15 protein-coding genes are annotated in these 13298 nt (G+C 39.9%); 8 read left to right on the forward strand and 7 right to left on the reverse strand.

Annotated elements, in window-relative coordinates:
* Window positions 1-219 precede the first annotated feature (219 nt).
* The 4 genes from ACTJJH_RS13460 to ubiG all read right to left on the reverse strand — a co-directional run bounded on the left by ACTJJH_RS13460 (window position 220) and on the right by ubiG (window position 3076).
* Window positions 220-633, reverse strand: coding sequence for an RcnB family protein (locus tag ACTJJH_RS13460; protein ID WP_005071792.1), 414 nt, complete (start codon window positions 631-633; stop codon window positions 220-222).
* Window positions 634-849: 216 nt separating this feature from the next.
* Complete coding sequence (locus ACTJJH_RS13465) at window positions 850-1596, reverse strand: YciK family oxidoreductase (protein WP_002120710.1); 747 nt, start codon at window positions 1594-1596, stop codon at window positions 850-852.
* Between the two features lie 68 nt (window positions 1597-1664).
* The gene (locus tag ACTJJH_RS13470) at window positions 1665-2366 is read right to left on the reverse strand and encodes an HAD family hydrolase (RefSeq protein ID WP_005804827.1); all 702 of its coding nucleotides are present in this window, start codon (window positions 2364-2366) and stop codon (window positions 1665-1667) included.
* On the reverse strand, window positions 2363-3076 hold the full coding sequence (gene ubiG, locus ACTJJH_RS13475; protein WP_017400299.1) for a bifunctional 2-polyprenyl-6-hydroxyphenol methylase/3-demethylubiquinol 3-O-methyltransferase UbiG: 714 nt from the start codon (window positions 3074-3076) through the stop codon (window positions 2363-2365). Before ubiG ends, ACTJJH_RS13470 begins: the two co-directional genes overlap by 4 nt.
* 180 nt (window positions 3077-3256) lie before the next feature.
* Here ubiG and ACTJJH_RS13480 point away from each other — a divergent pair, with 180 nt between their 5' ends.
* Window positions 3257-3874 carry a thiol:disulfide interchange protein DsbA/DsbL gene (locus ACTJJH_RS13480; RefSeq protein ID WP_005804825.1) on the forward strand — a complete coding sequence of 206 codons (618 nt, stop codon included), beginning with the start codon at window positions 3257-3259 and terminating at the stop codon, window positions 3872-3874.
* 82 nt (window positions 3875-3956) lie between these two features.
* Here the strand turns inward: ACTJJH_RS13480 and ACTJJH_RS13485 are convergent, their stop codons facing one another.
* Window positions 3957-4604: a TetR/AcrR family transcriptional regulator gene (locus tag ACTJJH_RS13485; protein WP_002120773.1), complete on the reverse strand. Its 648-nt coding sequence runs from the start codon at window positions 4602-4604 to the stop codon at window positions 3957-3959.
* Window positions 4605-4741: 137 nt separating this feature from the next.
* Window positions 4742-5380 (reverse strand): TetR family transcriptional regulator, encoded by a 639-nt coding sequence (locus ACTJJH_RS13490; protein WP_002120796.1) that lies wholly within the window; start codon window positions 5378-5380, stop codon window positions 4742-4744.
* Between the two features lie 173 nt (window positions 5381-5553).
* Here ACTJJH_RS13490 and ACTJJH_RS13495 point away from each other — a divergent pair, with 173 nt between their 5' ends.
* The 6 genes from ACTJJH_RS13495 to ACTJJH_RS13520 all read left to right on the forward strand — a co-directional run bounded on the left by ACTJJH_RS13495 (window position 5554) and on the right by ACTJJH_RS13520 (window position 11704).
* The gene (locus ACTJJH_RS13495; RefSeq protein WP_440601282.1) at window positions 5554-6579 is read left to right on the forward strand and encodes a ferredoxin reductase; all 1026 of its coding nucleotides are present in this window, start codon (window positions 5554-5556) and stop codon (window positions 6577-6579) included.
* Window positions 6580-6609: 30 nt separating this feature from the next.
* Entirely contained in the window at window positions 6610-7752 is a 1143-nt protein-coding gene (locus tag ACTJJH_RS13500) for a fatty acid desaturase family protein (protein WP_440601318.1), read from the forward strand.
* A gap of 159 nt (window positions 7753-7911) precedes the next feature.
* Window positions 7912-8628 carry a ribonuclease PH gene (rph, locus tag ACTJJH_RS13505; protein WP_001217232.1) on the forward strand — a complete coding sequence of 239 codons (717 nt, stop codon included), beginning with the start codon at window positions 7912-7914 and terminating at the stop codon, window positions 8626-8628.
* 133 nt (window positions 8629-8761) lie between these two features.
* Window positions 8762-8896, forward strand: coding sequence for a hypothetical protein (locus ACTJJH_RS13510; protein WP_255018875.1), 135 nt, complete (start codon window positions 8762-8764; stop codon window positions 8894-8896).
* Between the two features lie 20 nt (window positions 8897-8916).
* Entirely contained in the window at window positions 8917-11085 is a 2169-nt protein-coding gene (locus ACTJJH_RS13515; protein ID WP_440601283.1) for a phosphocholine-specific phospholipase C, read from the forward strand.
* Between the two features lie 451 nt (window positions 11086-11536).
* Window positions 11537-11704 (forward strand): ABZJ_00068 family colistin stress protein, encoded by a 168-nt coding sequence (locus ACTJJH_RS13520; protein WP_320124834.1) that lies wholly within the window; start codon window positions 11537-11539, stop codon window positions 11702-11704.
* On the opposite strand, the gene nadC is transcribed toward ACTJJH_RS13520, so the two are convergent.
* Entirely contained in the window at window positions 11701-12546 is an 846-nt protein-coding gene (gene nadC / locus ACTJJH_RS13525) for a carboxylating nicotinate-nucleotide diphosphorylase (RefSeq protein ID WP_032037072.1), read from the reverse strand. The genes ACTJJH_RS13520 and nadC overlap by 4 nt on opposite strands.
* Before the next feature lie 171 nt (window positions 12547-12717).
* Between nadC and ampD the strand changes: the two genes are divergently transcribed.
* On the forward strand, window positions 12718-13287 hold the full coding sequence (gene ampD / locus ACTJJH_RS13530; protein ID WP_005804818.1) for a 1,6-anhydro-N-acetylmuramyl-L-alanine amidase AmpD: 570 nt from the start codon (window positions 12718-12720) through the stop codon (window positions 13285-13287).
* Window positions 13288-13298 lie beyond the last annotated feature (11 nt).

Here is a 13298-nt window from a genome sequence, read left to right on the forward strand (position 1 = left end):
AATTTCAATAACTAAAGATTAGTGAACAATTGCAGATAAATCGTGGAGGCTAAGAAGAATAAATGTGAAAACTAATTGTGAAATAAGAAGAAATTAAGAAAATATCTAAAGTGAAAATATAAAAAAGCTTGTATTTTTAAGATAGATAAACAATAAAAAAAGGATAAAACCCAAAGGCTTTATCCTTTTTTTACTCAGCGATAGCGAGGGCCTATCGCCTTAAAAACCACGAATACTCACAATGCTATTAGAATCTGTGTCGACTAAAATATAGTCATTATTGATTTTGTACCATTGTTGATTACGGCCCGGTTTTGGCAAGTTACTGTCTTTATAGTCGACTTTATAGCCATTACCACGATAGTGCTGTGGCATAACATAGCCAGGCTGCCAGCGATGTTGTTTTAATCGTTCAAAGCCACGCTCTTCGCGCATACGGCGTTCGTCACGGATACGATCATCATCATGATCACGTCCAAATCCTGGTCCACGATCATTCCACTCACCACGTGGACCTCCACCTTTAGGACCTTTTGGGCCATGGCCTCGGTCAAAAGGAGGATCAGCAAAGCTCGCCATACTGGTGGTTAGTACGGTTATGCAAAGGGCTAAGATGGTGAACAACTTTTTCATGATGCATCCTCGTTTACATCTGATGTCTCTCATGTTGAATACTCTACGCGCAAAATGCAGAGAAACTGTGAAGATCATTTAATGGTTCAATTAAAATTACGGATAGATCAAGGGTTTTTATCAATAATAAAAAAGGCTTGTATATCTTTTCAGGTATAGGCAAGCCAGATTTGATGATTGGCCGTAATTTAATTTAGCTTTTTCATCTTTAACTTTTTAATCCTGTGCATCAATACTTTGACCATTGAGTGCCAAGCTGTCTTCACCCATTAAATAGAGGTAAGCAGGCAAGATTGACTCAGGTGTAGGTAGTGTCTTCGGATCTTCTTGTGGGTAGGCTTTAGCACGCATTGCAGTACGTGTTGCGCCTGGATTAATGCAGTTAAAGCGGATATTTGGATAAGTATTTTCCGCTGCAAAAATTTTACTTACTGCTTCAATTGCAATTTTTGAGACAGAATATGCGCCCCACAAAGCACGTGCTTCACGGCCTACACCCGAGCTGGTAAATACAACAGAGGCATTTTCTGACTTTTGCAAAAGTGGTAATAGAGCTTGAGTGAGGGCAAAAGGAGCACGTAAGTTAACTGCCATTACGTCATCCCATACTTCTGTTGGGTAATGTGCTAGTTCTACACGTTCACCCAAAATACCCGCATTATGCAAAATACCGTCTAGACGCCCAAACTGCTTTTCGAGCGTATCGACTAAAAAATCATAATCACGGTCAGAGGCACTTGAAAGCTGTAGCGGTAAAATCGCGGGTTGCGGTGCACCTAGACTTTCAATTTCATCATAAATCACTTCAAGTTTATTTAAGGTTCTACCATGTAGGACAACGGTTGCACCATGTAGGGCATAACTTAGAGCCGCAGCTCGCCCAATTCCATCACCAGCACCGGTAATTAAAATAATTCGATCTTTGAGTAGATCCGGACGAGGTTGGTATTCTGAATATTTCATTGGTAAACCTCCTTCTTTTTATATTGATAAAACAAATAGCCGTTAAAAAAGTCTATAAAACTCTGATGTTAACTTATCATACGCTGATTTTCCTGTAGAGCAGGAAGCTTTTGACGTAACATATCGTGTAATTCTGTCACTGTATTTACAATCGAATCGGCCTGCCATGATGCTAAATCATCACGGTGTTCGATAGGTAAATAGCCATAAGCTGCCAATATGGTATACATATCGGCATTGCGACCAGCATCAATATCACGTGGGTGGTCGCCCACATAAATAATTTGATCTGCTGGGATATTTAACTGTTTAGCAGCCAAATACATTGGTTCAGGATCTGGTTTGGTTTTACTGACATCTTCAGGGCATACCAGAACCGCACAGCGTTCTGTTAGATTTAACTTTTCTAAAAGAGATTCACTTAATCCGCGTGGTTTGTTGGTCACAATACCCCATGGGATTTGTGCAGCTTCTAACTCTTCTAAGAGTGGATACATGCCTTCAAACAGATCTGTATCGACCACAATATTATTGCCGTACAGATCTAAAAAGTTTTGACGATGTGCCAAGAATATTGGGTTGGCCACATCTAGCTCTGGATAGACCAATTTCACCATCGCACGTGCACCTTCAGAAACCTGAGTGCGAATAAGATCGGCTTCTACAACAGGGCGTCTTGCATCACGGCACATTTGCTGAATAATACGAATGAAATCCGCAGCTGTATCGATAAGCGTACCGTCTAAATCAAATAAAACAGCTTTCATCATGCACCTGTATTAATCGTATGAACCATATAGTTAACGTCAACATTTGGCGCTAACCAGTAATGCTTGGTCAGTGGGTTGTAATGTAGTCCAGTCATTTCTTTTAACGTAAGACCTGCATTACGAATATCATGTGCCATTTCAGATGGTCGAATAAATTTATGATAATCATGCGTACCTTTTGGCAACATGCGTAGGACGTACTCTGCACCAATAATGGCAAATAAATAAGATTTTGGGTTACGGTTAATGGTCGAGAAGAACACATGGCCGCCCGGTTTAACCAGAGCCTGACAAGCTTTTACAATAGATGCTGGATCTGGAACGTGTTCCATCATTTCCATACAAGTCACCACGTCATATTGACCAGCCTGTTCTTGTGCTAATTCCTCTACAGGAATTTGACGATATTCAATATTTTGAACATTTTCTTGCTGAGCATGTAAACGGCCGACAGCTAGAGGTGCTTCACCCATATCGATACCTAATACATCTGCGCCACGACGTGCCATGCTTTCGGCCAAAATACCGCCACCACAGCCGACATCAAGTACTTTTTTACCAACAAGACCGCCTGCACGTTCATCAATCCAGTTAAGACGTAGTGGATTGATCTGGTGAAGTGGGCGAAATTCAGAATGTTGATCCCACCATTTGGCAGCAAGTGCTTCAAACTTTGCGATTTCTTGTAAATCAACATTCAATTGCGACATGGTGCTACCTCTAAACTTGAGTTATCTTTTTGGATGTAGTTCGCCGTTAGTGTAGCGATTATTGGGAAAAAAGCGATAAACCCAATAAAAAACTTCACAGAAGCAAAACGAATTTAGCATATTTGTTTTATATTTAGGGCATAAGCTAATGCATAACAACTTAGAGGAAAAGCTGTAGCAATGAAAAAATTGGTTTTGGGTGGTTTGAGTGCAGCAATTATGGCCGTATCGGGTGGTGCAATGGCAGCAGATTTTGTTGCTGGTAAAGACTACACCGTGATTGCCAATCCAGGCAAAGTGGAAGTTCCGGGGAAAATCGAAGTTCGAGAGTTCTTTTGGTATGGATGTCCACACTGTTTCAAACTTGAACCGCATATGCAAACGTGGTTAAAGCAGATTCCTAAAGATGTACGTTTTGTGCGTACACCAGCTGCAATGAATAAAATGTGGGAACAAGGGGCGCGTACATATTATACATCTGAGGCATTAGGTGTACGTAAGCGCACGCATTTACCACTGTTCCATGCGATTCAGGTGAACGGTCAACAAATTTTTGATCAGGCTTCTGCTGCGAAATTTTTTACTCGTTATGGCGTACCTGAGCAGAAATTTAATAGTACTTACAACTCGTTTGCAGTAACTGCGAAAGTTGCCGAGTCAAATAAACTTGCTCAACAATACCAATTAACAGGCGTACCTGCAGTTGTCGTGAATGGTAAATATGTCGTGCAGGGTGAAGATGGTAAAGTCACTCAAGTTCTTAATTATTTAATTGAGAAAGAACGTAAAGCAAAATAAGTTGTTTAGGCTTTACTTCAAAAAAATGGGCTTCATGTGAAGCCCATTTTTATATTTAGTTAATTATCACGAAATAATTCAATTAATTTTGCTGATTTTCATCTTCAATCTGAAAATTTAAAACATCAAAATTAGCTGTTTGAGTCGGCAGTGATAATGCCTGATTAATATATAAATTAATTAATTTTTGGCGAGAACCAATCGAACGCTGGTAATAAGTAGAATTTAAAAGCAGTGATGCACCATAAGTCAGTGACCAGATATAAGACAAATAGTCACGAATTGACATATCATAATTCAATGATTTTAAATAATTTTCTGTAATATCTTTAATTGCCAAAATACGCTGTTGGCGAATTTCATAAAGCTCTTCGAAAAGATGCTTCAACTTAGACTCTGTCATCGTCAGATTTTCTTCAAGTTGATGCAATAGAATCGTTTTCCCTGGTGCAAGTAAATGATGAAGCATGTAATGAGGAGCATATTCTTTGAAATCTGTATTATATTTTTTAGAAATTTCTAAAATTTGCTTTTCATTTTGAATAATGAGCTCAAGTAGAAGCTCATTTTTACTTCTAAAATGCTTATAAAGTGTGCCTTTAGCAATATCTAGCTCGGCCACTAACTCATCTAGAGTAATTTCCTGATTGTTTTCTAATAACAACTTTTCTGCCACGCTCAGAATTTTTTCTTTACGCATCAAAAACTGTGTATGACGATCAAGATTCATAGGTATTCCCACACCAGTTTGGCCTAACTAATAGTTTACTTCCTGTAAAAAGAAAAAGACTTTTCTCGAAATTTTTAGCCTTTTTCTTTCTCTCTTTACGTATTACCACATAACCTGTTTTTTGTCATTTGCCGCTTCTATCGTTCCCAGTTTGCAATCCCTCTAAACAGTAAGCGAACTTGTGTAGAAGCATTTTCAATAAAGGCAGTTTGTTGCAGCTTGAGCTGTTCACCTTGATATTGTTTCGATAGGTTGAGCCACGTCATTGCCCATGTAAATGACATATTAGTCAAAATGGTAGATAAGACATTTAAGTCTTGAGGATTTTGAATATGTTTAAAATTTTCGAGTTTAGTAAGATCAGTTGTGAGATCTTCAATCAAAAATTCGATTTCTCGGGCAATTGCTGCACGAACCGTTTCTGAACCTCCCCAACGTTCAGCAATCATAAATTGCCATTGCTTAGGGCTATGATTTACTGCCTGCACAAATAGCTCAATACTGGTTTGGGTTTTAGCAGATTTATGTTGTAAGTAACTTTGTCCAAGTTGATGTAAAACACTTTTTAAATGTAGGGCAACTTGATCGACCAATTCCTTGCCCAGCTCATCCATGTCCTGAAAATGGCGGTAGAACGCTGTCGGTACTAAACCTACTTCACGTGCAACTTCACGCAAACTGATACTACTGAACGAACGCCCAGACGTGCTTAGATGCAAGGCTGCATCGAGAAGTGCCTGACGACTTTGCTGTTTTCGTTCATCCCGTATCGACATTAAAAGAACCTATTTAAACCGTGAGCCAAAGTCTAACAAAAAAGAGCAAACTTTCATAAAAAAAATAGTGAACAAGTGTTGACTGAGTGAACAATTATAAATATAGTGTACATATGTTCACTATACGAACATGTGTTCACTCAAATAAATAGCCAGAAACAAAAGAGGAACGTATGAACGCAACACTTAGCTATCAGCCACATTGGGTTCGAGAAGATTTCGTTGATTTTGTCTTGCAGAAAATTAACGTGACTTGGGCGTGGAAAAGGGTACTTGCAGAAGTTACTGCAGTTCAGCCACTGCATACCGATATGGTGCTCATTAGACTTAAACCAAATCGTAATTTTAATTTCGATCGAGTTTTTGCGGGTCAAAGTATCCTGCTGACTTTACTTATCGATGGCGTTTACCAACAACGTAGTTACTCGATTATTGAAGTGACAACGCAAGGTGAAATTGCTTTAGGCATTAAAATACAAGGTTTGGTGTCTCGTACAGCTCAACTATTACATGTGGGCGAGTGTGTGGAGATTTCACAGCCACAAGGTGATTTTATTTTGCACCAAGGTCGGCATCCTGCAATTTTGATTGCGTCAGGAAGCGGTATAACTGCAATTTATTCACTCTTGCAGCAAGCTTTAAAACAGCAACTTGAACAAATTCATGTCATTTATTTTAATCGTGCGGAAATTTTTCATACTGAATTAAAAGCTTTGGCAGAACAGCACCCGCAGCTTCAATATCACTTTTTTAATACCACCGAGCAAAAGCAGCATTTAACTGGAAGCTTACTGCAAAAGCTGGTTCCAGATTTCGAGCAAACAGCAACTTATGTTTGTGGTCATCACGGCATGATGCAACAAGCCAATGAAATTTATGCCCAAAAAGGTGCTCAGTCGCAGCTTCATCAAGAATATTTCCAACCACTTCACGTGACTGGTACACATGCAGCACAGCCTGTTATTTTCCGCCGTGCCCAACACGAGTTTTTAGCTGAAACAAATTTACTGAGCAGTGCAGAGCAAGCCGGTTTACGCCCACAACATGGTTGCCGTATGGGTGTTTGCAATAAATGCAGCTGTACCAAGGTAAGCGGAGTTACTCAAAACCTGTTAACTGGTGAAATTGAAGATCAACCGAACCGCCCAATTAAACTATGCGTGAGCCAGGCATTAAGCCCAGTCACAATTGATCTATAAAAAGAATTAAAGAGGATTAACCCTATGAATATGGCATTAGAATTTTCTACTGTTTCTAAATCTGCTCATTTAACACCTGAACAGACTGAAGAGTTTGGTCGCCGTGTTGAGCAGATTCGCCAAGACGTGATGCAAAGCCTTGGTGAACAAGACGCGAAATATATCTACAAAGTACGTAATTTTGTTCGCTACACTGAAATCACTTCACGTGGCATGTTGATGTTTGGTGGTTGGATTCCGCCTGTTTGGCTACTAGGCACAGGCTTATTAGGTATTTCTAAAATTGTAGAAAATATGGAACTTGGTCATAACGTCATGCACGGTCAGTTTGACTGGTTAAACGAACCAAGCCTGAACGGTAATACTTACGATTGGGATACCATTGCATCGGGTGATGACTGGCGTGAAACACATAACTATGTGCACCACACCTATACCAATATTGTTGGTAAAGACCATGATGTAGGTTATGGTATTTTGCGAGTAAGTGATCAACAGAAGTGGGAACCTCGTCATCTGTTTAATATTCCACTTGGTCTACAGTTAATGTTTTTCTTTGAATGGTATGTGGGTGTACAAAACTTACATCTTGAAGATGCATTAGTTTATAAAACCAAGAGCTGGAAACAGGTTTGGAAAGATTCGGCTAAAGTCCGTAAAAAAGCCACACGCCAAGTTTTAAAAGACTATGTGTTTTTCCCTGTGATCTCTGGCCCTATGTTTTTACCGGTTTTTGCTGGAAATGTAGTTGCGAATATTATTCGTAACTTGTGGTCATCTGCTGTGATCTTTAATGGTCACTTTACTGAAGATGCAGAAACGTTTGAGCCGGATAATACCGACACTGAAACTAAGGCAGAGTGGTATTTACGTCAGATTCGTGGTTCAAGTAATTTTAGTGGTACAGAATGGCTTCATTTTATGAGTGGTAATTTAAGCCATCAAATCGAACACCATTTATTCCCAGATATGCCTGCCAACCGCTATAAAGAAGTAGCACCGAAAATTAAGGCACTTTGTGCAGAATATAGCATTAACTACAACGAAGCGAACTTTATGCGTCAGTTCTGGAGTGTATGGGTGCGTTTAGCAAAATGCTCATTACCAAACCACACCACTGCAAAAGTGATGCAGACATTGGAAAAGTTAAAAGCAAAATTTAAATTTGCTTAATCTCAGTTAATTAAAAATAGCTCTTTTTTAGGGGCTATTTTTATTTTTGAGTTATGAAACTTGCAGACTTACATTTGAAAGTAGGGAATAAACTCAACCTGTCAAAATCCTTTGCTATACTATGCCCAAATTTGTATTTAAGAGAAGTTAGGAAGGATTATGCGTATTGACCAACGTGCATTAGACCAATTACGTGAAGTGAAAATTACACGAAACTACACCCGTTATGCTGAAGGTTCTGTGCTGGTCGAATTTGGTCACACCAAAGTCCTTTGTACTGCAAGCATTGATAACTCAGTGCCACGCTTTCTAAAAGGCCAAGGCCAAGGCTGGGTAACAGCAGAATATGGCATGTTACCGCGCTCAACACACTCACGTTGTGATCGTGAAGCTGCTCGTGGCAAACAAACTGGTCGTACTCAAGAAATCCAACGTCTGATTGGCCGTAGCCTACGTGCGATGGTTGATTTGAAAAAGCTTGGTGAAAACACGATTACGATCGACTGCGATGTCATTCAGGCAGATGGTGGTACACGTACTGCTTCAATCACTGGTGCTGCTGTAGCATTGGTTGATGCGATGAATGTTTTACTTGCACAGAAAAAAATTAAGCAAGATCCGCTTAAAGGCTTAGTTGCTGCAATTTCTGTAGGTATGTATCAAGATGAAGTATTACTTGATCTTTGCTATGAAGAAGACTCGAACTGTCAAACTGACTTAAATGTCGTGATGACACAAGCAGGTGAGTTTATTGAAATTCAAGGTACAGCGGAAGACAAACCGTTTACCCGTGCTCAAAGCAATGCCATGTTAGAAATGGCTGAAAAAGGAATTGCCGAGCTTATTAAAAAGCAACAAGAAGCTTTAGGCTGGTAATTTCAAGTTATCTAAAAGACGCATCTTCGGATGCGTTTTTTTATACCTTCATCAAATCGACATAAAAACATCACTTGTCTGTCACCTTTTCACTTTATTAGTAGTTCGCATTTAAACCGTTTGGAAAAAACCAATGCGAAAATTTTCACTTTTATTAATTACATCTTTAGCGCTTATGCTCAGTGCTTGTAACGATGACAACAACTCAGATAATTCATCGCCAACAACTCCACCAACCAGCAATTGCAAAATGCACTGTGCACCATAATAAAAATTAAGGATGAAAAAATGAATCGTCGCGAATTTCTTTTAAATTCTACAAAAACAATGTTTGGGACAGCTGCTCTAGCGAGTTTCCCGCTGAGTATTCAAAAAGCGTTAGCAATTGACGCCAAAGTTGAAAGTGGAACAATTCAAGATGTTAAACACATCGTCATTTTGACTCAGGAAAACCGTTCATTTGATAATTATTTTGGAACACTAAAAGGTGTACGTGGTTTCGGCGACCGTTTTACCATTCCTATGACAGAAGGCCGAAAGGTTTGGGAACAATATGACGCCAACAAAAAGAAAGTATTGCCATACCACTTAGATAGTCGTTTAGGAAATGCTCAGCGTGTTACTGGTACAAATCATTCATGGTCAGATGGTCAAGGTGCTTGGGATAATGGGCGTATGAGTGATTGGGTAGCGCATAAACAACCGCAGTCGATGGGCTACTACAAAAAACAAGAAGTTGAATATCAATTTGCCTTAGCGAATGCTTTTACCATTTGTGATGCCTACCACTGTGCCATGCACGCGGGAACTAACCCGAACCGTAAATTTATCTGGACGGGAACCAATGGCCCTACAGGTGCAGGTGTTGCCAGTGTAGTAAATGAATTTGATGGAATTGGACCATCAACAGAAGGTTATGAATGGACGACGTATCCTGAGCGTTTACAGCAGGCTGGCGTGACATGGAAAGTTTATCAAAACATGCCGGATAACTTTACTGATAACCCTTTAGCTGGTTTCAAGCAATATCGCCGTGCAAACGAGCAATCTGGTCAGCCTGTCAGTAACGATGCGCTAACGTGCCCAGCATATGATGAAAAGATTGATGCGACTCAACCACTTTACAAAGGTATTGCCAATACCATGCCGGACGGGGGGTTTTTAGGAACTTTTAAAGCTGATATCGCACAAGGTAAATTACCGCAGGTGAGTTGGTTAGTTGCTCCTGCAACTTACAGTGAACATCCGGGGCCATCTAGTCCTGTACAAGGTGCTTGGTATATTCAGGAAGTATTAAATGCATTAACTGAAAATCCTGAGCTGTGGAGCCAAACTGTTTTATTGGTAAACTTCGATGAAAATGACGGTTTCTTTGACCATATTCCTTCACCAAGTGCACCGTCTAAAGATATTAAAGGTGTCGTATATGGAAAAACGACTTTAAGTGATCAGCAACTAGCTTATGAATATTTTGACCATCCCGCAGTAGCGGCTTCAAAATCTCAACCTACGCCAGATGGTCGAGTGTATGGACCAGGCGTACGTGTTCCAATGTACGTGATTTCACCATGGAGCCGTGGAGGATGGGTAAATTCTCAAGTCTTTGACCATACCTCTATTTTACAGTTCTTAGAAAAGCGCTTTGGTGTGCAAGAGCCTAACATTAGTCCATACCGCCGTGCTGTATGTGGTGATTTAACCACAGCTTTTGACTTTAAAACACCGAATCTTTTGCCTGTTGCTGAACTAGACGGGAAAAAAACAAAAGCTGAAGCCGATGCAATTCGTATTGCTCAAGAATTATTGCCGCAAGTTTCTGTTCCAAGCCAACAGCAATTTCCTCAGCAGGAAATGGGAATTAGGCCATCACGGGCTTTGCCATATATTTTGCACACCAGTGCCAAAGTTGATGCGACTAAAAAAACGGTAAAGCTCATGTTCTCTAATACGGGTAAACAGGCAGCAGTTTTCCATGTGTATAACCGATTGGATCTAACGTCAACTCCACGCCGTTATATGGTTGAGGCGGGTAAACAGCTCGATGATGTATGGAATGCTACAAATGGGCAGTATGATTTATGGATACTTGGACCAAATGGTTTCCACCGTGCATTTAAAGGCAATTTGAGCCAAACCAATCAAACTCAAGCATTACCGGAAATTAGAGTATGTGTGGAAGAGTGTGATGCGAATTTGTATTTAAAAGTTCGTCACGATGGTAATAAATCAGTCAAACTCACAGTCAAAGCAAATGCTTATCTTCCAAACAAAACATGGACGATTGAAACGAATAGTTCTGAAAAAGAACTAGTTTGGGATATGTCTGAATTTGGTGGCTGGTATGACTTTACTGTGACTTTAGCTGATGACGCTACGTTTAGTCGTCGTTTTGCAGGTCGTATTGAAACTCAAGAAGATTCAATTTCTGATCCATATATGGGTTATTTAGAGTCTTAGGTTGGTAAGTTATTTCCCTTAATGTAGGTATTGAAATTTATACCTCATTAACTGGTGCTAAAAGTCATCTGCAACCTGTCTATAATCTATAAGGATCTTATTTTTGCAACAAAATAGGATAGAGGATGAAAGTGGGCAGGTTTTGCAGATGACAATGCCTTTGGTCTTACGTGGCTTTAGCCGCCACTCAGGGCGAAACCAAAGTAACAGAATGGGCTGTTGGCAAAAAATTCTAAGCGATAAGACTCTGTCGCGTAGGAAAAGAGATATCCATGTCACGATAGTAAATAAAGGGAGTTATGCTGTTGATATAAAATATTATGTGGGAATATGCTGTCGTATAGATGAATAATAAAAATAAAGACTTACCTTTTGTAACAGAATCTCCTAAGCCTAGTCATATTTATCTTTTATCTTGAAACCCTGATTTTTAAAGTAATGGGGAAAATTTATGCTACAAGGTTTTATTGTATTATTAGCAGTCGTTACATTTGTTTTAATGGCTGCCGACCCACGTGATGGTGGGGCACAAGCGACTCGGTCAGCATGGCAGAAAACACAAGCGGCAGACATGACCAAGTCGCAAAAAAATACCAATAATGACGCAGATTTTATCTAAGCATTAAAACGCATAGATAAATCAACAGCTCTAACGTCTTTAGTTAGGACGCCCATAGAAATATAGTCAACGCCAGTGGTGGCAACTTCACGCAAGTTTTCAATAGTGATATTGCCAGATGCTTCGAGTTTACAGCGGCCCGCCACATGTTTTACGGCATCAATCATTTGCTGTTGACTGAAGTTATCGAGCATGACAACGTCCGCCCCAGCTTCAAGTGCTTGGTTTAGTTCATCCCAAGTTTCAACTTCGACTTCAACAGGTTTGCCCGGTGCAATTTGATGTGCTTTGGTGATTGCTTGAGCAATACCACCCGCTGCCATAATATGGTTTTCTTTAATTAAGAACGCATCAAATAAGCCAAGACGATGGTTTTGTCCACCCCCGATAGTAACCGCATATTTTTGTGCAATACGTAAGCCTGGTAGAGTTTTACGTGTATCGAGAAGTTTTGTATTTAAACCTTCAAGATGTTGAACATATTCAGCAGTTTTTGTTGCAACAGCAGACAAAGTTTGAATAAAGTTTAAAGCAGGGCGCTCTACAGTCAGTAAGCTACGTGCAGAACCAGCAAGCTTTAAAAAGGCTTCGTTTGCAGCAACACGTTCACCTTCTTGTTTTAGCCAAGTCACCTGAACAGTATTGTCATAAGCTGAGATGAGCGCATTAACCCACGGTTGTCCAGCTAAGACCATATCTTCGCGGCTAATAATGGTTGCGGTAGCCTGTTCATCTTCTGGGGTGAGCATGGCGGTAATGTCACCGTCCCCAATATCTTCTTGTAATGCTTGTTGAATATTGATTTGAATTGATTGTTCAAGCAAAGACTGAGGTATGCTCATACGGTTTCCATTTTGTCGATGACCCTAAAACTTGCGATATATTAGCATCGTCGACCTGAAAAATAAGCTGTTTTATGAGATTAATCGCGATAAACAATCGCATTTACTACTTTGAAAAGCACATAACTGTTTTAAACTAAAACAATTGGCAAGCAATTTATTGGCGTCTCAATGAAGCAAATCACACCGTATGAAGTTATAGATGGACAATTAAAAGGGGCGAGACAAATCCCTTCTCCAAATTTTAACCAGCGTCCGACTGGCACCGAAATTCAAATGATTGTGGTTCATAATATTAGCTTGCCGCCGTCTCAATTTGGAGGGGGATATATTGAGCAGTTTTTTCAAAACAAGTTAGATTGGTCAGTTCATCCTTATTTTCAGACTATTGAAGGTATGCAAGTCTCTACACACCTGTTAATTTTACGAACAGGTGAAGTCCTACAGTTTGTTAACTTTAACGACAGAGCATGGCATGCAGGGCGTTCAAGCTACTTAGCCAAAGTTGAATGCAATGATTATTCAATTGGTATTGAGCTTGAAGGAAGCGATGATTTACCTTTTGAAAATGTACAATATGAAGTGCTAACTGACGTTGTTACCGCTATCCGTCAGGCTTATCCTGAAATTAAAAACCATATTGCAGGGCATTCGGATGTTGCACCAGGCCGAAAAACCGATCCGGGGCCTTATTTTAAATGGCAACACTTTAGACAACTGTTAGCACAGAAAAAAACTTGAGTTCATTCATC

This window comes from Acinetobacter sp. 22301, from assembly GCF_052045285.1.
Classification (GTDB): domain Bacteria; phylum Pseudomonadota; class Gammaproteobacteria; order Pseudomonadales; family Moraxellaceae; genus Acinetobacter; species Acinetobacter pittii.

Excerpts from the sequence above, each read along its gene's own strand:
- ACTJJH_RS13465 (WP_002120710.1), bottom strand. The coding sequence starts at position 1,596 with ATGAAATATTCAGAATACCAACCTCGTCCGGATCTACTCAAAGATCGA.
- rph (WP_001217232.1), top strand. The coding sequence starts at position 7,912 with ATGCGTATTGACCAACGTGCATTAGACCAATTACGTGAAGTGAAAATT.
- nadC (WP_032037072.1), bottom strand. The coding sequence starts at position 12,546 with ATGAGCATACCTCAGTCTTTGCTTGAACAATCAATTCAAATCAATATT.
- ACTJJH_RS13490 (WP_002120796.1), bottom strand. The coding sequence starts at position 5,380 with ATGTCGATACGGGATGAACGAAAACAGCAAAGTCGTCAGGCACTTCTC.
- ubiG (WP_017400299.1), bottom strand. The coding sequence starts at position 3,076 with ATGTCGCAATTGAATGTTGATTTACAAGAAATCGCAAAGTTTGAAGCA.
- ACTJJH_RS13500 (WP_440601318.1), top strand. The coding sequence starts at position 6,610 with ATGGCATTAGAATTTTCTACTGTTTCTAAATCTGCTCATTTAACACCT.
- ACTJJH_RS13470 (WP_005804827.1), bottom strand. The coding sequence starts at position 2,366 with ATGATGAAAGCTGTTTTATTTGATTTAGACGGTACGCTTATCGATACA.
- ACTJJH_RS13485 (WP_002120773.1), bottom strand. The coding sequence starts at position 4,604 with ATGAATCTTGATCGTCATACACAGTTTTTGATGCGTAAAGAAAAAATT.
- ACTJJH_RS13510 (WP_255018875.1), top strand. The coding sequence starts at position 8,762 with ATGCGAAAATTTTCACTTTTATTAATTACATCTTTAGCGCTTATGCTC.
- ACTJJH_RS13520 (WP_320124834.1), top strand. The coding sequence starts at position 11,537 with ATGCTACAAGGTTTTATTGTATTATTAGCAGTCGTTACATTTGTTTTA.
- ACTJJH_RS13515 (WP_440601283.1), top strand. The coding sequence starts at position 8,917 with ATGAATCGTCGCGAATTTCTTTTAAATTCTACAAAAACAATGTTTGGG.
- ampD (WP_005804818.1), top strand. The coding sequence starts at position 12,718 with ATGAAGCAAATCACACCGTATGAAGTTATAGATGGACAATTAAAAGGG.
- ACTJJH_RS13480 (WP_005804825.1), top strand. The coding sequence starts at position 3,257 with ATGAAAAAATTGGTTTTGGGTGGTTTGAGTGCAGCAATTATGGCCGTA.
- ACTJJH_RS13495 (WP_440601282.1), top strand. The coding sequence starts at position 5,554 with ATGAACGCAACACTTAGCTATCAGCCACATTGGGTTCGAGAAGATTTC.
- ACTJJH_RS13460 (WP_005071792.1), bottom strand. The coding sequence starts at position 633 with ATGAAAAAGTTGTTCACCATCTTAGCCCTTTGCATAACCGTACTAACC.